The organism is Bifidobacterium sp. LH_450 (assembly GCF_056356715.1).
Genome location: NZ_JBKEUU010000001.1, coordinates 539,977 through 560,460, shown reverse-complemented (window position 1 = coordinate 560,460; position 20,484 = coordinate 539,977). Strand labels below are relative to the sequence as shown.

Below are 20,484 nucleotides of genomic sequence, written 5' to 3'. Positions count from 1 at the left end.
GCGTTATGGCTAACTCTTTCGAAGGCGCCGACACCACTTCGCTGGACATCCCCGCGGCGCCGTTTTCCGACCCGTCGATCATCCCCGACTTCCCGAAGGGCGCGGTGCCGCGGCACGTCGGCGTGATCATGGACGGCAACGGCCGGTGGGCGCAGCAGCGCGGCCTCGTGCGGACCGAAGGCCACAAGGCCGCCGAACCGGTCGTGTTCGACACCATCGCCGGCGCCATCGAAGCCGGCGTGCGCTACCTGAGCCTGTATACGTTCTCCACCGAAAACTGGAAGCGCTCGCCTTCGGAAGTGCGCTTCCTGATGGGCTTCTCGCGCGACATCATCCACCGGCGCGTCGACCAGATGAACGAATGGGGCGTGCGCGTGCGCTGGAGCGGGCGCCGGCCGAAGCTGTGGAAGTCGGTGATCGACGAGCTCGAAGTGGCGATGGAGAAGACGAAGCACAACAACGTCATCGACGTCGTGTTCTGCATCAACTACGGCGGACGCGCAGAGATCGCCGACGCCTGCGCCGCCATCGCGAAGGAAGTGCGCGACGGCAAGATCTCCGGCGACCGCGTGACCGAGAAGATGGTCGCCGACCACCTGTACAACCCGGACATCCCCGACTGCGACCTGGTGATCCGCACCTCCGGCGAGCAGCGCACGAGCAACTTCCTGCCGTGGGAAGCCGCCTACGCCGAACTCGACTTCGTGCCGGAACTGTTCCCCGACTGCGGCCGCAACGTCCTGTGGCGCGCCATCGACGACTACATCCACCGCGACCGTCGCTTCGGCGGCGTCAAGAAGTAACCGTTTCTCCGTCTCCGCTGGCGGGGACCGCTGAGAGCGAGCGAAGCGACGCTCGAAGCGAGGGGTGGTCAGCGAACCGGCTTCGCCGGTTCGCTCCAACGCCGTCAACTAAGTGCAGGCGTCACTTCAGTCTTAAGCGTCCCGCCGCCTCAAGGACAGCGCGATCGCAGCCCCAAGCAACGTAAGGAGGGCGCCGATCGCGGTGAGTCCCCACTGGATACCGTCGCCGCCCACGCTCGGCAGCTCGACTCCCGGTTCGTAGACCACATACGTGCCGGCAGTATAGCCTTCCGTACCGTATTTAGTCGCTAATGTGCCCCACGTCACCGGAACCATCGAGCTGTCATCTTCCTTAATCCACAGCGCCGTCGTCGACCCGTTGAACGGAAACGTTACCATCCATTCCTTCGCCATTCCCGGAGATTTGAACCATCCGTCGCCGATCGTGATCCGCTTTAGATTAACAGTTCCCTCGAGCATCCGGAATACGCTACGCATATTTGACGTATCCCAGCCAAAGACATTCAGCGACTGCAGCTCCAAGCAGTAGTCGAACATATACTCCACAGACCGTAAGGTCGACGTATTCCATCCGGAGAGATCCAATGATGTCAATGACGAGCAACGATAGAACATCCACGAAGCATCTTTCAAATTCTCCGTTTGCCAACTGTCGAGCCCTGTCAATGTCGAAAGTGACGTGCACCCGAAGAACATACCCGTCATCACGGTTGCAGAGATGGTATTCCACCCGGAAAGGTCAAGCGATTCCAGCGAGGAGCAGTTCGTGAACATATTGCCGAAGCTCGTTACCTTCTCCACGTTCCAATCTTCAACGTTGGGCGTCGTAAGACTTGAGCAATCAGTAAACATTCCCATCATGTTCGTCACGTTCGACGTGTCGGGGATGCCTTCGACTTCAACAAGATTTGCACAGCCATTGAATAGATTCTGACTCACCTCCGGGAAGATGACACCCTCTTCAAACACGACTTTCGTGATCAGTTCACTCTCGCTGCACCATGGCCCCTTGTTGTACGTCGGGATGTCTTCGCCAGTCCCCGCGCCGATATGCAGCACCCCGTCGTCGGTAATCCACCACGGGCACGTTCCCCAGTAATTCACGTCGATCACATACGTGCCGGCCGTATAGTCACCGTCGCCATATTTCTCCGCCAATGTCCCCCACGTCACCGGTGCCAGCGAACTTCCTTCTTTCGCCCACGGCACCGTCGTCGACATATTGAACGGATACGCGGTAACGTCATTTTTCATTCGCCGAGATCCGAACCAGCCGTCGCCAATCGTTATCGTTTTTAGCGACGATGTTCCATCGAACATCAAGTGGATCTGCCCCACATTCGTCGTGTCCCAACCGAACACATTCAACGATTCCAGCGCCGAACAGCCCTGGAACATGTAATCCATCGTCCAGACAGAACCCGTTTGCCAATTCGACAGGTCAAGCGCAGTAAGCGAGGAGCAGTTCTTGAACATCCCATCCATCCCGATTGCCGACCCGGTATCCCATCCGGAAACATCCAACGATTCCAACGACGAACAGCCTTCAAACATCATCGAGAAATCTTCCACACCCCCGACAATCCAGTCCGACAGGTTCAGCATGCTCAACGCCGAGCAGTTTTTGAACATCTCCGACATCTTCGTCACTCCTGACGTATCAGGAACGCCTTCAATTGCCGTCAGATTGGAACATTCGACAAAGAGACGCTGCACATTTGACGGGAAGATAACGTCGTCACTAAACACGACTTTCGTGATTCGGTCCCGTTCGTCGTACCAAGGAGACCCATCGTCCCCCACAATGTCCGTGCCGGTACCGGACCCGATATAGAGAGTGCCATCGTCGGTAATCCACCATGGGCAGGTGCCCCAGTAGTTGACATCAACCACTACATACGTCCCGGCCGTATACCCGTCCGTTCCAAACTTCTCCGCCAGCGTCCCCCACGTCACCGGCGTCAGCGCGCTGCCTTCTTTCGCCCACAGCGCCGTCGTCGACATATTGAACGGATACGCTCCTTCCCCTTCCTCCGTCATCGACCATGACTTGAACCATCCGTTGCCAATCGTGATTTTCTTCAGATTGCTGGTTTCCACAAACATATACCTGGTGTCGCCCACATCTGATGTATCCCAGCCGGAGACATCCAATTCCTGAAGTTCCGAGCATTCTGCGAACATCTCCATCACCATTTCCAGACTCGACGTATCCCATCCGGAGAGATCCAACGACTTCAGCGACGAACAGCAAGCGAACATCCGATCGGCGAATTTCAGTTTCTCCGTTTGCCAGCCGGTAAGGCCCTTGAGTGTTGAAAGCGAAGTGCACTTGTAGAACATAGATATTGTGTTGATTGCGGAGATGGTATCCCAGTGGGACAGGTCAAGCGACTCCAGCGACGAGCAGTTCGCGAACATGCCTTCAAAGTTCGTTACCTTCTCCACGTTCCAGCCTTCAGCGTTGGGCGTCGTAAGACTTGCGCAACCTGAAAACATGCGCGTCATAGTCGTTGCATTCGACGTGTCGGGAACCCCCTCGATTTCAACGAGATTCGCGCAATCCTGAAACAGATACCAACTGCTTGACGGGAAGATGACGCCTTCTTCAAACACAACTTTCGTAATTGAAGTTCGTTCGTCATACCAAGGCGCTCCTCCGCCTCCCGAGACATCCGCACCAGTACCAGCGCCGATATACAGAGTGCCATCATCGGTAATCCACCACGGGCAGGTACCCCAGTAATTCACGTCGACAACCACATACGTGCCGTCAGTGTAACCTTCCATACCAAACTTCTCCGCCAACGTCCCCCACGTCACAGGCGCCGCGAAACTGCCAACTTTCGTCCATGTCGCAGTAGTCGACTCGTTGAAGGGATACGTACCCATCCACTCCTCTGTCATCACGCGAGACTTGAACCATCCGTCGCCAATCGTGATCTTCTTCAGATTGTCGGTAAATGCGAACATATGCTCGCCGCTTCTTACCTGTGACGTATCCCAGTTAGAGACGTCCAATGATTCAAGCGACGAGCAATCAGCAAACATCTCCATCACCGTTTCCAGATTCGACGTGTTCCATCCGGAAAGATCCAGCGATTTGAGCGATGAACAGCGAAAGAACATCGAACCAGCGTCTTCCAGTTTCTCCGTTTGCCAACCGTCAAGACCCTTCAGTGTTGAAAGCGATGTGCATTCGAAGAACATGGCAGTCGTGTAGATTGCGGAGATGGTGTTCCAGCTAGAAAGGTCAAGTGACTCCAGTGACGTGCAACCCCAGAACATATCGCAAAATTGTTGTACTTTTTCCACGTTCCAATCTTCAACGTGAGGCGTCGTAAGACTTGAACAATCCATAAACATGCCGCTCATAATCGTCACATTCGACGTGTCGGGAACACCCTCCACCTCAACGAGGTTCGCGCAGCCTTTGAATAGATTCCGGCTTATTTCCGGGAAGATGACACCCTCTTCAAATACGACTTTCTTGATTTGCTCACTCTCGCTGCACCACGGTCCTTTTTGATAGAACGACTGCATGTTTTCGCCCGTCCCCGCACCGATATGCAGCACGCCGTCGTCGGTAATCCACCACGGGCAGGTGCCCCAGTAATTCACTTCTATTTCAGAGACCACATACGTGCCGGCCGTATAGCCTTCCGTCCCATACTTTTCCGTCAGCGTGCTCCACGTTACCGCAGCGAGCGAACTCCCCTCCTTGGTCCAGGTTGCCGTCGTCGAATTATCGAACGGATACGTTCCAGAATTATCCTTCATCACCGAAGAATTGAACCACTCATCCCCAATTGATATTTCCTTCAGATTGCCGGTACCGGCAAACATATCATTCGCCGACGTCACGCTCGTCGTATTCCAACCGGATAGATCGAGCGATTCAAGCGACGAACAGTCTCGGAACATGTTGCTCATATCTATGATGTTGCTGGTATTCCAATTCGACAGATTCAGCGACTTGAGCGACGAGCAGTTAGCAAACATATAGGCGACGTACTCCATGTTGGTCAGCTGCCAGTCACGAATACCTTCAATCGATTCCAACGATTCGCACCCACTGAACATGCCCAACATCGTGAATGCCGAGGAGGGATTCCAACCCGAGACGTCAAGCGTGACTAGAGCTGTACAGCGGTCAAACATCTCGCCGAATTCATTCACCCTCTCCACATTCCAGCCGGAAAGATCCAACGACACGAGGTTCCGGCAGCAGGAGAACATGCCTCGCATCGACATCACGTTCATGGTGTCAGGAGCACCTTCCACTTCCACAAGATTCTCGCACTCATAGAACAGGAATAGGCTTTGTGCGGGGAACACCACGTCACCGCTAAACACGACTTTCACTATTTCATAACGGTGGTCATACCAGGGCACTTCTTCGTAGCTCTCGATGTCCGCGCCAAAACCAGATCCGATAGTCAGCACGCCGTCCATATCGAGAGTCCAAGCGCAGTCGCCCCACCATCCAGAGGCCATTTCGAGGGAGGCGGTGGAGATGCCGCCGTTGGCGGCATTGGCCATCGCCAGGCTGCCGGAAACTGACAGGCTCTGGCCCAGTCTGGAAGATGACTGCGAAGTCGCAGTCCCGCTCGAACCAGCAGTACTGCCGCTGCCGTCAATGTCCACAACAGTGTATTCCAGCACTGCGCTGCCAGTGCCGCCCGAACCTCCGTCAGCTCCATTGCTGTCGGTGTTCGTGCTGCCGCCGTTGGCGGAATCGTCAATGTTGCCAGCATCGTCATTATTGACAGTGTCGTCGGTCGTCTGCGAGCCGGTCTGGATGAACGCGTCCGCGCCGATCCGAGCCGCCCACGCGGACGCCGGTGCCGCAAATAACGACAGCGCGACCCCTGACGAAGCCAACAGTGCCACTACACGCTTGCCTATCCCAGCCATGATTTGCCCCTTCGCGAGAATCGATCACCCATATTTTTCGCTTAAGGAGTAATCCTACAGGATGACTGAGCGGCTTTCGTAGGTTTGCCCACTTCCTTTTGTCTGACGGTCAGGCGCCGCAACACCTGCTGGATAATGCGAATGGCGTGATTCCTCTGCTGCTTTCGCCGGTTCGCTCCCAACGCCGTCAACCCAATGCATACGCGCGCATATAAACGCATATAGCCGCATATACGCGCATATTCCTACATAAAATTGCATATAGCGATATAATGCCTCATAGAAGCAATGAGCTGCAGGCGGTTCCGGGACGTGCAGCAAGGAGGGTTTATGAGCGACGCTTTCGATGTATCCATGCATGCGCTGAATCCTTTTTCTCCGGGTGCTGGGCGTGAGCCGGTAGAGCTCGCCGGGCGTGGCGACGAACTGGAGACCATCCAGCGCATGATCCTGCGCGTGCAAAACGGCTTGACGGATCAAGGCGTCGTCTACAGCGGCTTGCGCGGCGTCGGCAAGACCGTCCTGCTGCTGCGCGCCTACGCGATGGTGAAGGAAGCCGGGCTGTTGGCCGGCTACATCGAGGCGACCGGCGATGAAAACCATGATTTGCAGGCCGTTGCGGCGGCCATCCAGAAAGCCGTCATGATGGAACGCGACCATGAGCTGCGGACCGCGCTGGTCGATACGCTCAAGCGCGTGCAGAGCGTCGCGCTGGAGTTCCCCGGTTTCAAGCTCTCGCTCTCCTCGGGTTCACAGGAAGATGATGCGGCCAAGTCAGACAGCCTGCAGCTGGAAATGGCCATCGAGGAGCTGTGCGGCGAGCTCAAGGAGAAGCATTCGGGCTTCTTCCTGTTCATTGACGAGTTCCAGGAGATGGACGAGTCATTGATGGGAACGCTGATTACCATCCAGCATCGCATGGGCCAGCAGAACCTGCCGTTTTATATCGTTGCCGCCGGGCTGCCCGATCTGCCGGGCGTGCTGTCCAAGTCCCGTTCATACGCCGAACGGCTGTTCCGCTACTACAGGCTGGGACGCCTGACCGACGAACAGACGCGGCTATGCCTGACAAAGACGGCACAAGGTGCCGGAGCGTCGTTCAGCGACGAGGCGCTTGACGAGCTGGTGGACCTGGCGCAGGGCTATCCGTTCTTCGTGCAGGCCTACGGCGATGCGTCGTATAACGCGGCGACCTCGAACCCTATTGGCGTGCAGGCGGTCAGCGACGGCAAGCCGAAGGCGCAGACGCTGCTGGACCGCGGATTGTATGAGTCGCGTTGGCAGCGCGCCACTGGCGTGGCCCGCGAATACATGGAGGCGATGGCGCGCCTTGGCGGCGACGAATGCCGCAGTGCCGACGTAGCGCAAGTGCTGGGTCGACGCCCCGGCGAAATGACCCGCGCCCGCCAATCTCTGATAGAGCTTGGCCTGATCTACGCTCCTGAGCGCGGGAAGGTTGCGTTCTCGGTTCCTGGCATGGGCGACTTTATCCGCCGAACGGCCCCGTCCGCCGCCCAACCCTACGATTCCGCCGAGCAAGACGAATAGTGCGATATAGCTGGTACCTACTACGGCGTCGCTCTGGAGACGTTCGGAAGTAGGATTGAACCGCACCGAATCTTGGGCTAGAGCGGAAAGAGGGGAGCGGCATGCGCGACGAGTGGCTGGAACTGGCGATGGAATTGCAGGCGCTGGCGCAAGCGGGTCTTGAGTACGGACGCGACTGCTACGATTTGGAGCGCTATGAGCGGATCCGGCAGATTGCGGCGCGGATGGTCGCCATCAATGCCGACTTGCCGCTCGAGAAGGTGACCGGGCTCTTCTGCAACGAGACCGGCTACCAGACGCCGAAGATGGAGACGCGGGCCGTAATCGTCAACGACCGCGACGAAATCCTGCTGGTCCATGAAAACAACGGGCTGTGGGCACTGCCGGGTGGCTGGATGGACGTGCTGGAATCCGTGGCGTCGAATACCGTCAAGGAGACTAGGGAAGAGGCCGGGCTCGACGTGGTGCCCAAGCGCATCATCGCCGTGCAGGACCGCAACAAGCACAACGTGCTGGTGTATGCCTATGGCGTGTGCAAGGTATTCGTGCTATGCGAGGTCATTGGCGGCCATTTCGAGAAGAACATCGAGACCACGGAAACAGGGTATTTCCCGCTCGATGCGCTGCCTACGCTCGCCGAGGAGAAAAACAGCGCCGAACAGATCGCCATGTGCTTGAAGGCTGCTCGCGACCCCGATTGGCAGACGCTTTTCGACTAAGCCACGGTTTTGCTGTCCAGACTTTGCGAGGCCTTGAGGGTTCTGGACACAAGTCTCAAGTGGTTTTGTTGGAAATCCGCCATTTTTGGAGGGTCGAGGAACTGGTAGTTGTCCAGTGGGGTAGGTGGCTCGCAAAGTCTGGACGGAAAAATATAGGCGCCCCACCGGCCAGCGGAATCCCGTTGAGCTGCCAGACCGTGGAACGCACATTCGAGGACGCCATACATGAGGAGGAAGCATAACACCATGCCCAACGATGATGTTTTGGACAAGATGCTCGGCAAGCTGTTCGACCAGTGCGACGACTACCAACTGTATGACGCAATGGGCACGGCAACGAAGATTCTCACCACGTTTGCCGACGATGACGTGCTGGACCCAGACTTGGAGGGCGACCTCTGGGCGTTCGTCGAGCAGGTCAGCTACGCGACAGACTTGGCGCGAGAAGTCGGCAACGGCATCACGGCCATGCGGAAGAAACGTCAATGATTCAAAGCCGGAAACCCCCTTGTTTCCAGCAAAAACGGCCCGCGGCTTTCGATAGAATTGGCTGAATCCAATACGCCAGAAAGAAGAAGGAGCCACGTTGAGCGACCCCAATAATCCGTACCAGCCAGCCCCGCAACAGCCGTCGACGCAGCCGGGACAGTACGGCACGGTGCAGGATGATGCGCCCACCACTGCCATGCCGTCCGGCGGTAATCCCACAATGCAGGGCGCGCCCACGCCCGCACCTGCATCGGGCGCGCCTTCGCCGGGCGGGAGCTATGGGTATGCGCCGCAAGCCACGCCCATCTACAACGCGCCCTACCCGCCGCAAACCCCGCCACCCGCCAACGGCAACCCATACGCACCCAACCCTTACCCGGCTGGAAACCCGTACCAGCAGTACCCGCCGGTCGAACCGCCAAAGAAAAACCGCAAGACTGGCATCATCATCGGCATCTCAGCTGCTGTGGTAGTCGTCATCGTCGTCGTGGTTCTCTGGGCAACCGGCGTTATCGGAGGCGGCAAGTCGGATACGACGGTAGCGGCGAACACCGAGCAGCCGTCCGCGACGGCAACCACGCCAAGCATGGGCACCGACGATAGCCTTGGCGGTTCTTCCAGCGACCCGGACACGGATTCGGACGATTGGGACTTCACCGACGAGGAACAAGCGCAAGCAGAACAATGCCTGACACTCTCCACGGTAGATGAACGCGCCGAATGCATCGGGAAGATTACGCAGAAGAAATACGCGGGCAAGTTCGACGTGACCACACCAAGTACCGGAACGTCCGGCTCGTCGTCGGGGTCCTCGACTTCCGGCACTTCCTCCGCGAAAACCGTCGAAGACTACCTTGACGACGCGTTCGGCGGCAAGTGGACGCTTGAGGAATCCGGTACGGATGCTTTCTATTTCGAGTTCACAGCCAAAGGCAACAGCGTTACGTGCAACATCGTCACCGCGTCGCCTGAAATGGCTCAGGCCGTGGCGGAACAGCTCGCCAAAGGAGCGGCGGACGACGGGTTGCAAACTATCGTCCAGTCTTTCGATTCGATGGCTGGCAGTCCTGGCGACGTGATGATGGTTGCCAGCGTCACCTATAACGGGCAGTCCTACGGGTCGAAAACGTATCTGCCATAAGGGTTGGGGGGTTCCTCACGCTAGAGGTGGCCGGGTTTCCTTTTTGCGGAGCCCGCCCACCTTGATATGCGTGAATACTTGGAATTGAGCCAAGCGCGTGTCAGCCGTATCGAATCCACGCCGATACGCCGCATGTCAACGGAAGTGCTCTACTGGTACGCGGAAGGATTCGGAGCTACAGTCAGCATCACTGTCACATCGAAAGACGGCAAGGTTATCACCCTTCCGGATTGAGTTCAGAGGAGGCTGCCATGGATGATAGAGAGCTTTATGACGTGGCGATGGAATGCGCGCTCGAGTTGCCGGGAACGGAGGCCTACCCGTTCGCCGAGGGCTGGGAAGCCGTTCGCGTGGGCGGCAAGTGGTTCCTTCTTGCTACCGTGCATGACGGGCAGCTTATCAACGTGAAAGCGGATCCCGAGGATGCCGTCGCGCTTACGCAGGCGCATGAGTCGATTACGCCCGGCTACCACATGAACAAAAAACATTGGATTACGCTTCGTGCGGGCAGCGATATGGATGGGCGACTGGTTCGCGAACTGGTCGCCATTTCCTATCTCGCGGTCGTGGAGAAGCTCCCGAAATCCCGCCGCCCGGTCGGTTCCGCCTGGGCAGAGTCTAGCGACGTCTAAGTGCATCTATTGATTTCTAACTAGTTCTAGCAGCGTTCGGAATCTTCTACCATCTTCTGGAATGGTAGAAGATTCGCTGCATGGGGCGTTCGAAAGTTCTACGATCATTGCGCGCGGCTGTGCTCGCTTGCCCAGTCGATGACGCCGTCGGCCGCGTCGGGGCGCACTAGATCGGCGATGGTCAGGCGGTTCAATGCGGATAGGTAATCGTCACGCGCCTGCTGCGCCGTGCGTTCCAGCAGATCCAGCACCTCGGCGGTGTGTGCGGCGTCGGGGAAAATCCTTGCCGGCAGGCCGCTGGCGGGCAGCGTAGGCTCCGCTGACAGCGCGGCGACGATATCGCCGACGCCGATTTCGCTGGCCGCTCGCGCCAGCGTATAGCCTCCGCCGCGCTGGACGTGGCTAGTTACAAGACCCGAGACCGCGAGCTTGCGCATCGTCTTCATCAGGTACGATTCCGAGACTTCCAGCCACCGCGCCAGCGTTGCACCCGGCACCGGCCGGTGGCCGTCCTGCAGCGCGATCATGATGACGGCGCACAGCGCCGTCTCGCAGCTTGCATTCGCCTTCACCTGGCGCCGCTTTCCTTGGCGGCATGCGCGCGCTCGATCTTCATCATTCCGGCGACGAGTTCATCGGCGACCTGCGTAACCGTCACCGGCTTGAGGTTGTGGTTGAACAGTCCGGCGAACTTGAGCAGAGGTACCATTTTCGACATCGCGTCGTGGCGCCCGTTGCCGTAGACGAGCGTCGGATTGACGATGACGGTGGGGATTTTCTGCTGCTTCAAGAAGGCTGCCACTTGGCTTTTTGCCTTAACGAACGCGCGGCCGCCGAGGCGCCCCTGCACGTAGCCCATCGCGTAGGCGCCGTGCGTGGCCGCGACTGCGACCATCGCCTTCGCCGCCGGCATGTTGGACGCCGGGTCCATGCCGCCGACGAAATCGCAGATCATGTCAAACCGAGCGGGGAGGACCTTGTCGAGGTCGGCGGCGCTGTCGGCGTTGCCGGCGACCCAACGCACATTCGGCAGTTGCGGCGTGCCGTCCTGCTTGCGCGAGACGACGATGAATTCAGTGGACGGCTCGGCGGCGTGCCAGCGTTCGATGACGTTGCGGCCGATGTATCCGTTGCCTCCAAGCATGATGACGGTGGTCATGGCGAACCTTTCGATGATGGAAAATCTTCCATGGATATTAAATATCCATAATAACCACCCCGAACCGCTTCCGCTACCATGCGCTTGGTTCTATCTATTTCTAACTGTTTCTATGATCGTCTATCTATTTCTAGCAGCCTCTATCATCGTCTAGCTATTTCTAGCTACTTCTAGGATCGTCTATCCATTTCTAACAGCATGCTGAATCTTCTATCTTTTTCCGGAAGGGTATCGGCGTTGCTGTCAGGGGAGCGTGAACCGTGGTTCGCTCCGCCCTCAGTTGGACGCCGATGCGCTGGACTGCCCGGACGAGGCGGCTTTCTGCACGAACTCGCTGGTAGAGATCTTGGAGACTTCCGGCGCGCTGGACAGTTCGTTGCCGTCGGCGTCGGTGAACGCGCCGGCATCGGCGAGGAAATCGAGGTACTTTTGCACGCCGTCGACGTCGATCGTGCCCAGCTGGAAGCTGCCGTCGCTGATTTCCTGCGGCGAGCCCCAGTAGGCGCCTTCGACGATCGTTTCCATGCTCTTCGTCACCATGTCGACGTCGAGGTCGGCTTCCGGCGCGAGGCGCACGAGCATCTGCGCCGCCGTCGCCGGATTCGCGTAGGCGAACTCGTAGCCCTTCTTCGTCGCCGCGACGAACTTCTCCACCAGCTCGGGGTCGTCGGACACCGTCTTCGCGCTGGTGATGACGCCGATCGAGTCGGCATTGCCCGGCACGCCGTAGTCCGGTTCGGTGAAGCAGTTGAGCGCCGGCCCCTCCATCTCCGCCTGCACGCCTTCCCAGGTGGAGTAGAAGCCGCCGAAGTCCGCACGGCCGCTGGAGAGCGCCTGCAGCGTCGACGTGCCGACCGTCACCTTGTCGAACTCGCCCTTGCCGCCGTCGGACTGGATCATCTTGCGCACGACGGCATCGGATTCCGAGGAGCCAAACGTCGCGAACGTCTTGCCGTCGAAGTCCTTCGGGCTCTTGATGGCGCTGTTGCTTGCCAGCGCGCACCAGATCGCGCTCGGCTCCTGCTGCACCTGCATGACCATTTCAAGGTCGCCGCCGGCCGCGTCGTACTGCGCCATGTTCGTCAGCGTCGACAGCGCGAAGTCGGCCACGCCGGAGCTGACGGCCTGCTCGCCGCCGGACGACGAGACGCCCACGATGTCGACATTGAGCCCCTCCGCTTCGTAGTAGCCCTTGTCCTTGGCGATATAGACGCCGATATGGTTGGTGTCCGGCGTCCAGTAGTTCATGAACGTCACGTCCGTCAGGTTCGACAGGCCGGAGTTCGACGAGCCGCAGCCGGCGAGCGTCGCCATGCCGCCGAAGGCGAGGGTGGCCGCGGCCACGGTGGAGATGAGCTTCTTCATCGGGTTGGGTCCTTTCGTTTGGTTTTCCGCAACGCCTGAGATTGGATTGCGCGGGCGCGCAGGTTCCCGAGGTTGCGCCGGTTCATAGCTGTCCGGCATCCGGATCGTCGTTCGCACCCGGGGCGCCGAGCGAGAGCCGCTCGACGCCGCGAACGGCGAGCAGCAGCAGTCCCGTCATCAGCGCGATCATGACCGTCGCCGCGAACAGCCGCGCCGTGCGGAACGAATTGTAGGCTGCCTGGATCCAGATTCCCAGGCCGCCGCGTGCGCCGAGATATTCCGCCGTCGCCGCCGTCGAGAACACGTACGCCGCGCTGATGCGCACGCCGGAGAACACCTGCGGCGCCGCGACGCGCAGCTTGACATGCCACAGCGTCCAGCGCTGCGTCGCGCCGCACGTCAGCGCGACGTCCGAATAGAACGCAGGCACCGATTCCAGCCCGCGGATCGTGGCGACGATGACCGGAAACACCGCGAACACGGCGACGATGACGGCCTTGCCAGCCGGTTCGAACCCGAACCAGATGAGGAACAGCGGCGCGATGGAAATCAGCGGCAGCGTCTGCGCTGCGGCGATCAGCGGGAACAGGGCGGCGTTGGCGCGCCTCGAACGGTACAGCAGCGCGCCGAGCGCGATGCCGATGGCGACGGCCGCCAGAAAGCCGGCGAGCCCTTCGCCCAGCGTCGTCGCCGTCGCCGGCCACAGCGTCGGCCACGACGTGGCGATCGAGCGGACGATCTCGGTGGGGGAGGCGAGGAAGGTGGCTGGAAGGTGGCCGAAATCCACCCAGCATTGCCATGCGACCAGCAGCAGCGCAACGGCGGCTATCGTCGGCCAGCGCCGCGCAAGCCAGCCGGAACGCTGGCGGTGGGGGCCGGACGGCGAGTGCGCGCATGAAGACAATGCACACCTTACTTTCTGCGCGGGTAACGTCGCGCTGCGCGGCCGGGGCGCTTGGCAGCAAGGTGAGGAGTCAGCCCGCCGTCGGCCAGAAAAGCTATGAAAACAACGTCCCCAGTGTAGCGGCGACGGTGCCCGAACGCAAGGGGCCCAGTCGGCCTCCCCACGCGCCCGTATCAGTCGAGGCCGAGGGAAGCGAGATTATGCACGAGGACGTTGCGGAACGTCGCGCAGCCTGATTCGGCCGACAGCCGCACTTCGCGCGGCCCCTCGGACGGGAACGAATACGACGACAGCACCTGCCGGCCGCCGTTGACGTACGCTTCGATGGAGCCGCGGTCGACGAACACGCGCAGGCTGATCGCCCCGTCGTCCAGTTCGGCGGCCGACAGCGGCGCCGTCCGGTAGCCGCGGTCGCCGCGGGCCGCGGCTGCGCGGTCGAGGACGATGCGCCCGAGCTGCGCGTCGAAATGCAGCGCCGTGAACGAGCCGTCGGGCGTGCAGTGCAGCCGCAGCCCGGCGCGCTCGGCGCAGCTTGCCGACAGGTCGATGACTATCTCGATCTCGACGGCCTGCCCGTCCGGCACAAGCACCCGTTCCTCGTTGGCTTCCAAGCGGATGTCGCCGAACGACGTCGTATCCAGCCGCAACCCCTCCATTTCGCGCGCCGGCGGCGTCACGATATCGCCTTCGGCGCCGAGCCGCACTTCGCGCGGGAGGGTAAGCTGGCCGCACCAGCCGTCCTCCTGCATCGGAACCGGGTCGACGAACTGGCTCATCCACCCGTACATGAGCTGGCGCGGCTCCCCGCACGGGTCGCCATCTCCGGTCGAGAACGTCTGCGGCGCATAGAAATTGTGGCCGCAGTCCCACGGGCGGAATTCCGTTTGCGGCTCGAACGGGGCGCCCGGTTCCCACGAGCCGATCATGTATCCGGCGTTGTTCGCATTGCGGTTGTCGAAGCCGCTTGGCCGCGCCCCCTGCGCCGAGAACCCTATGACCCACTTCTGGCGCCCGTAGCGGTCGGTGAGCGGGAAGAAATCAGGGCATTCGAGCATGTAGACGTCCGGGTCCGGGTGCTCGAACAGCACGCCTTCGTACTTCCAGCTCGCGAGGTCCGAAGAACTGAACAGCCAGATCTGCCCGCGCCATTCGCGCGAGGACACGCCGAACGTCATGTACCAGCGTCCGGCATGCTTCCACACCTTCGGGTCGCGGAAATGGTGGTTGACGTCCTCCACCGGGCAGTCGATGACCATGCCGCGTTTCGTGAAGGACGTGAGCGTTTCGTCGTCCGGTTCGGCGAGCATCTGCACCTGCCAGTCGCCGTCGGAATCGTCGTGCCCGTTCGCCCAGCGGTGGCCGGTATAGAACATCCGCACGCGCCCGTCGTCGCCGATGGCCGCGCATCCGGAAAACACGCCGTCCTTCTCCTGTTCGAGGCTCGGCGCGAACGCGACCGGTTCGCGCCGCCAGTGGAGCATGTCGGCGCTGGATACATGGCCCCAGTGCGGCGCACCCCACTTCACGCTGTACGGATTGAGCTGGTAGAACACGTGCCAGCGGCCGCCGTAATGCACCAGCCCGTTCGGGTCGTTGATCCATCCGGCCTGCGAGGCGATGTGGAAGGAAGGGTACCAGCGGTTGCGGCGCGTGGCCGACAGGGCGGCGAGGCTTTCCTCGGCCTTCGCCAGCAGCTCCCGTTCGTCGGCAATCGGTTCGAGCACCGGTTCCTGCGGAATAAAGCGTTCCATGGCGGACTCCTTTGGTATGTCTGCTTACTACGTCGCGATGCATGCAGTGATGCGCCGCGGCGGAAGATTCACGATTCTGTTTTGCGGCCCTGAGATTGCGGGCCCGGGTCGGGGACGTGGCTTACGCTCCCAGCGGCGTATCGGCGGCATCCTGTCCTGCCGGACCGAGATTCGCCTTCAGCTCTGCCAAGCGTTTGCGCTCGCGGTCGGTGAGGAAGGGGTCGCCATCGACCTGTTCGTTGTCCTTCTTGATGACGAAGCAGCCGTAGATCGTAGCCGCGATGACGATGACGCTGATCGTCAGGAACGTCGCGCGGTCACCAACGCGGTCATGCAGCGCGCCGAGCGGCGTGGAGAAAATGACCTGGCCAACCTGGGATGCAATCTGGAACCCGACCATGTAAAGCGTAGCCGACATCTTCGGGTTGAAGTGCAGCGTGAAGTAGCGGAACGCTGGCAGGCAGAACAGCGGGACTTCGATGGCGTGGAACATCTTGACGATGGATATCGTGACCGGATCGTGGAACATGCCGCACAGCCCGATGCGCAGGAACATCACCGTCGATCCCATCAGCAGCGCGTTGCGCACGCCGACCTTGCGCATGATGATCGGCACGACGCCCATCATCGCCGACTCGCAGAACACCTGTACTGAATTAAGAATGCCGTACACTGAATTGCCCATTTCCCAGGTGGGGAACAGCGATGCGTAATAGGTCGGGAACATCTGCTGGTCGAACACCGTATAGAACGTGTTGGTCAGCAGCATGAACACGATGATGACCCATAGCGCCGGCATCTTGAGCACGGCCCCCATTTCGCGCAGCGTCGGGTTCGTTCTCGGCGCGTTCGGGTTGGCGGCTTCCTTGAGCGCTTCCTTCTGCTCCGCTGGATACCATGCCAGGTATACGGCGAGCATCCCGACGCCGAACACGGAGCCCAGCCAGAAATTGATCATCGGGTTGACGTTGAACACGAGCCCGGCAATGAGCGCGACGATAGCGTAGCCGAACGATCCCCAGGCACGGGACTGCCCGTATTCGAAGCCGAACCGCCGGCTGTAGCGTTCGGTGACGGCCTCGATCAGCGAACAGCCGGCCATGAAGCCGGCCGACAACACCACCGAGCCGACCAGTGCGGCCGCCATGAGGTTCACATGCATGAGCGGTGCATAAACGAACTGCACGAACGGCCCGACGAGTGCCGCGACCGCCGAGACGGCGACGACGAGCTGCCGTTTGATGCCGAGATTGTCCTGCAGCAGCCCGTAGCCGAACATCAATATCAGCGTCGCCAGCGAATTAATGGAATAGATGGTCCCGACTTCGGCGCCGTTAAGGCCCATCGAATCAAGCCATCGCTGGAAGAACGACCACCAGATTCCCCACGAACAGAAGAATAGGAAAATGCCGGTAGAACTCTGTAGATAGGAGGGATTGTGCCAGACGTTGATCTTTTTGTCAGTCTTCACTGCAGTATCGTTGCTCGCCATAGGAACCTCTTCGTTCGATGGTGCGAATCGGCCCGGCCTGCGCGGCTGGACTGCAGCCAGTCCATGGCCCGCGGAACCGTTGGGCGTTCCGCAAGCCATGGTCGGCTGCCATACGCGGCCACGTCGTCGCGTATGGGGCGACGAACGCCCCATCGCGAGGATTGGGGGTGCCGGGGCGTCCGTCAATCCTCAATCTATGGAACGAAATGCCGCGCTACAACGATTGAAGCGGCGCGTGTTGCCCGGTAACGCGCCGCTTCTTGCGCTCTCGGCCCCTCTTTATGACAGATTCGCGCGATCTGATGCCACGCGGGGAGCGAAGAGAGCGCTTCTACCGTACGGAATCGGCCGAATCGCCGGAAGAGAGGAGATTGGCGACGAGGGCCGCCTTTTCGTGCAGCTGCCCGCTGAAGCCGGGGCGTATGTCCAGCTTGAGCGTCACGCCGGTGCGGTAGCCCTGTTCCGCCAGCACGGCCGCCGCGTTGCGCACGGCGTCCAGCACCGCGTCGAGGTCTCCTTCAAGATTCGTGAACATCGCGTTCGTTTCGCACGGCAGCCCCGAATCCTGCAGCGTCGCGACGGCCTGCGCCACGTACTGCGAGAGTTCCGAACCGGTGCCGCTCGGCGCGATCGCCACGGCGGCCACGGTGTTCAGGTACGGCTTGCCGTCGGCGTCCAGCGGCACCGGCTGGCGTTCGGCGTTGCGGTCCAGCGGATTGGCCGCCTGCGTTTGGGGATTCTCCGAGATTCCCGGGGCGTCCTGCGTCATCGGCGTTCCTTTCGTTTCCTTCATCGGTTTCGTGTCGTCCATCGGTTCAGCGCCAGCCCCACGCGTGGTCCATCGGCCCGCTGCCTTCGCCCAGGTCGAGCCCCGCGGCCAGCGCTCCCGTCAGGTAGCGCTTGGCGAGCTCGATGGCCTTGTCCAGCTCGAACCCGCGCGCCAGGTACGAGGCGATTGCGCTGGAGAGCGTGCAGCCGGTGCCGTGCGTGTTCGGATTGTCGATGCGGCGCCCGTGGAACCAGCGCACGGCGCCCTTGGGGGTGACGAGCACGTCGTTGGCGTCGCGCGTGCCGTGGCCGCCCTTGACGAGCACGGCGCAGCCGAACGTCGCCGCGAGCCGCTGGGCCGCTTCGGCCATGCCGTCCTCGCCGGCGATCTGCAGCGGACGTCCGATGACCGCGCACAGCGCCTGCGTTTCGGGGATGTTCGGCGTGATCACGCGCGCCAGCGGGAACAGCCGCTCGGTGAGCGTGGCGACGGCGTCGTCGGCAATCAGCTTCGCGCCGCTGGTGGCGACCATCACTGGGTCGACGACGATGTTCGTCGCGCCTACCCGCGCCAGTTCGTGCGCAATCGCCTCGATGGCGGCGGCCGACGACACCATGCCGATCTTCACGGCCGCCGGCGGGATGTCGGCGAACACCGATTCGATCTGCGCGGCGATGACGTCGGGGGAGATTTCCTCCACCGCCTGCACGCCGGTCGTGTTCTGCGCGGTAACGGCGGTGACGGCGCATTCGGCGAAGCAGCCGAGCGCCATGATCGTCTTCATGTCGGCCGGCACGCCGGCGCCGCCCGACGAGTCGGTTCCGGCGACCGTCAGCACCGCCGGCAGCGTTTCGCGCATCGCGTTCGCCGCATGGCGGTGCGTCCCCTCGCCGCGCCGCGACCGCCATGCCTCGACCAGTTCCCGGGTGGCCTGCGCCGGGTCGTCGGCGGCCGAGATCGCCGACACGACGAACCAGCCGTCGGCCTGCGTTCCGGCGAGCATCGGGATGTCGGCGGCCTTGACGCCGCCGCCGACCGTCACCGGGTAGCGGCTCGCCGCGCACAGCGCGTCGATCGCCGCCGCGTCCAGCGTGCCGTCGCCGCTGTCGCCCGGCAGCCTGCAGTCCGGCTTCGTGGCCGTCAGATGCACCGGCCCGGCGCCCAGATAGTCGATGGTGCCTTCCGGCAGCGCATTGGCAGCCTTGACCTGCTCCAGCGTCTTGGCCGACAGGCCGACGATCGCCGCCGGCCCGAGCAGCCGCCGCGCGGCCACCGGGTCGAGGTCGCTCTGCCCGATGTGCACGCCGTCGACCTTGATGCCTTCGCGCCGCGCCTGCCACGCTGCGTCGACGCGGTCGTCGATGACGAACGCCACCCGCTGCGCTAGGCCGTGCGCCGCGATGACGTCGGCGATGCGGCGCGCCATCGCGACGATGTCGCCGGCGTCCCCCGGCTTGACGCGCAGCTGGATGAACGTCGCGCCCCCGGCCAGCGCCGCGCTGACGACCTGCGCGACGTCGCGGCCGGCGCAGTCCTGCGGCCCGACGACGAAATAGCACCCCAGATCGAACGACTGGCGCATTGAATCGAATGGAATGTCCACGGTCTCCTCCGTCCCTTCCTTGCGTTCGCTATCCAAGATTCCTTGCCTCGCGAAATCCCTTATCCTGCGAATCCGCTGCCTTGCGAAAATTCCCCGGCTTTCCGGCGTTGCCGCCCCTCACCGCACGCATTCGTCGGCCAGCGGGGCGGCGGCGATCTGTTCCGGCGAGGTATTCCACAGCCGGTCGAGGAACGCCGTCTGGAACGAGCCCGGGCCGGTCGCCTCCTTTGCCGCCTCTTCGGACGCCACGTTGTACAGCATCGACGCGCCCAGCGCGGCGACCAGCGGGTCGGCGACGCACAGGTAGGTCGCCACGACGCCGCCGAGCGAGCAGCCGGCGCCGGTGATCTTGGTCATCATTTCGCTGCCGCCGGCCAGCCGCAGCGTCCGCTCGCCGTCGGTGACCAGGTCGGCCGCCCCGGAAACGGCGACCGCCGCGGCCCCGTCCGGCGAGCCGTCGCGCAGGAACCGCGCCAGCGCGACGGCGGCCTGCGCCGCGTCGTCGACGTCGTCGGCGGCCTCGACCCCGGCGAGCTGCGAAGAGCGTTCCGGCACGTCGAGTTCCCACATGTTCGCCAGCGTGATGATTTCGGAAGCGTTGCCGCGCACGATCGTCGGCGGCGTCGCCTTCATCGCCTTCAGGATCGCCGTGCGGTCGGCGCCGATGCCGGCGGCCACCGGGTCAAGCACCCACTTGCGCCCGTTGTCGGCGAAATCGCGGCAGATTTCGCCCAGCGCCTCGCGATAGCTGGGCAGCAGCGTGCCGACATTGACGTACGTCGCGCCGCATACGGCCGCCGTGTCGATGATGTCGGACGGCAGGAAGCTCATGGCCGCCGTGCCGCCCGCCGCCAGCTGGGCGTTGGCAACGAGATTGATCGTCACGAAATTGGTGAAGCTCTGCGCCAGCGGCGTCGTGGCGCGCACGTCGGTCGCGGCCTGGCGCACCGCGCCGCGCAGCGGATCGGCAGAAGGGACGGTGGTAAAGGAATATTCGGCATTCTGGGCCATGGTCGTGCTCCCTACACTGGTTCTAGCCAACAGGTTCGAAGGGTCGGGCTTGCAGCCCTCTCAGCCCCGGCGGGGCACCCCTGCATACGCGTTCAATGTAGTGTATGCAGCGGACGGTAAGGTTATTTTGTCTAAAACCCCAAACCGTTCAAACCAGAAG

General features: G+C 61.5%; 16 protein-coding genes, 1 pseudogene and 1 riboswitch. Of the genes and pseudogenes, 6 read left to right on the top strand and 11 right to left on the bottom strand.

What is annotated here, in order from left to right; all coding sequences use genetic code 11:
* Positions 1-5: 5 nt before the first annotated feature.
* Entirely contained in the window at positions 6-803 is a 798-nt protein-coding gene (locus tag AC1AXT_RS02410) for an isoprenyl transferase (RefSeq protein ID WP_476552775.1), read from the top strand.
* 132 nt (positions 804-935) lie between these two features.
* Here AC1AXT_RS02410 and AC1AXT_RS02405 read toward each other — a convergent pair whose 3' ends face one another.
* Positions 936-5,741, bottom strand: coding sequence for a BspA family leucine-rich repeat surface protein (locus tag AC1AXT_RS02405; RefSeq protein ID WP_476552777.1), 4,806 nt, complete (start codon positions 5,739-5,741; stop codon positions 936-938).
* Between the two features lie 330 nt (positions 5,742-6,071).
* On the opposite strand from AC1AXT_RS02405, the gene AC1AXT_RS02400 reads away from it, so the two are divergent.
* From AC1AXT_RS02400 to AC1AXT_RS02380, 5 genes are all read left to right on the top strand, one after another.
* Positions 6,072-7,289: an AAA family ATPase gene (locus AC1AXT_RS02400; RefSeq protein WP_476552779.1), complete on the top strand. Its 1,218-nt coding sequence runs from the start codon at positions 6,072-6,074 to the stop codon at positions 7,287-7,289.
* Between the two features lie 101 nt (positions 7,290-7,390).
* Complete coding sequence (locus AC1AXT_RS02395) at positions 7,391-8,008, top strand: NUDIX hydrolase N-terminal domain-containing protein (RefSeq protein WP_476552781.1); 618 nt, start codon at positions 7,391-7,393, stop codon at positions 8,006-8,008.
* Positions 8,009-8,254: 246 nt separating this feature from the next.
* On the top strand, positions 8,255-8,497 hold the full coding sequence (locus AC1AXT_RS02390; RefSeq protein ID WP_476552783.1) for a hypothetical protein: 243 nt from the start codon (positions 8,255-8,257) through the stop codon (positions 8,495-8,497).
* A gap of 97 nt (positions 8,498-8,594) precedes the next feature.
* Positions 8,595-9,638 (top strand): hypothetical protein, encoded by a 1,044-nt coding sequence (locus AC1AXT_RS02385; RefSeq protein ID WP_476552785.1) that lies wholly within the window; start codon positions 8,595-8,597, stop codon positions 9,636-9,638.
* Between the two features lie 251 nt (positions 9,639-9,889).
* Positions 9,890-10,270, top strand: a complete 381-nt coding sequence (locus AC1AXT_RS02380; RefSeq protein WP_476552787.1) for an MmcQ/YjbR family DNA-binding protein — start codon at positions 9,890-9,892, stop codon at positions 10,268-10,270.
* Positions 10,271-10,374: 104 nt separating this feature from the next.
* On the opposite strand, the gene AC1AXT_RS02375 is transcribed toward AC1AXT_RS02380, so the two are convergent.
* From AC1AXT_RS02375 to thiM, 10 genes and pseudogenes are all read right to left on the bottom strand, one after another.
* On the bottom strand, positions 10,375-10,842 hold the full coding sequence (locus AC1AXT_RS02375) for an RrF2 family transcriptional regulator (protein ID WP_476552789.1): 468 nt from the start codon (positions 10,840-10,842) through the stop codon (positions 10,375-10,377).
* Positions 10,839-11,429: an NAD-dependent epimerase/dehydratase family protein gene (locus tag AC1AXT_RS02370; protein WP_476552791.1), complete on the bottom strand. Its 591-nt coding sequence runs from the start codon at positions 11,427-11,429 to the stop codon at positions 10,839-10,841. The genes AC1AXT_RS02375 and AC1AXT_RS02370 overlap by 4 nt, the downstream gene beginning before the upstream one ends.
* Positions 11,430-11,705: 276 nt before the next feature.
* Positions 11,706-12,794, bottom strand: a complete 1,089-nt coding sequence (locus tag AC1AXT_RS02365; RefSeq protein ID WP_476552793.1) for an ABC transporter substrate-binding protein — start codon at positions 12,792-12,794, stop codon at positions 11,706-11,708.
* Positions 12,795-12,876: 82 nt separating this feature from the next.
* Positions 12,877-13,698: an ABC transporter permease gene (locus AC1AXT_RS02360; protein ID WP_476552795.1), complete on the bottom strand. Its 822-nt coding sequence runs from the start codon at positions 13,696-13,698 to the stop codon at positions 12,877-12,879.
* Between the two features lie 173 nt (positions 13,699-13,871).
* Complete coding sequence (locus AC1AXT_RS02355) at positions 13,872-15,449, bottom strand: glycoside hydrolase family 32 protein (RefSeq protein ID WP_476540350.1); 1,578 nt, start codon at positions 15,447-15,449, stop codon at positions 13,872-13,874.
* A gap of 121 nt (positions 15,450-15,570) precedes the next feature.
* Positions 15,571-16,920 carry an oligosaccharide MFS transporter gene (locus AC1AXT_RS02350; RefSeq protein WP_476540348.1) on the bottom strand — a complete coding sequence of 450 codons (1,350 nt, stop codon included), beginning with the start codon at positions 16,918-16,920 and terminating at the stop codon, positions 15,571-15,573.
* A gap of 352 nt (positions 16,921-17,272) precedes the next feature.
* On the bottom strand, positions 17,273-17,710 hold the full coding sequence (locus AC1AXT_RS02345; protein ID WP_476540538.1) for a thiamine-binding protein: 438 nt from the start codon (positions 17,708-17,710) through the stop codon (positions 17,273-17,275).
* A 46-nt stretch (positions 17,711-17,756) separates the two neighbouring features.
* Positions 17,757-18,569 (bottom strand): bifunctional hydroxymethylpyrimidine kinase/phosphomethylpyrimidine kinase, encoded by an 813-nt coding sequence (gene thiD / locus AC1AXT_RS02340; protein ID WP_476540537.1) that lies wholly within the window; start codon positions 18,567-18,569, stop codon positions 17,757-17,759.
* Between the two features lie 108 nt (positions 18,570-18,677).
* Positions 18,678-19,292 (bottom strand): annotated as a pseudogene (locus AC1AXT_RS02335) (thiamine phosphate synthase); the annotation flags it as partial.
* Positions 19,293-19,430: 138 nt separating this feature from the next.
* Entirely contained in the window at positions 19,431-20,324 is an 894-nt protein-coding gene (gene thiM / locus AC1AXT_RS02330) for a hydroxyethylthiazole kinase (RefSeq protein ID WP_476540346.1), read from the bottom strand.
* A riboswitch (TPP riboswitch) is annotated at positions 20,316-20,416 on the bottom strand. It overlaps the preceding gene by 9 nt.
* Positions 20,417-20,484: the final 68 nt, after the last annotated feature.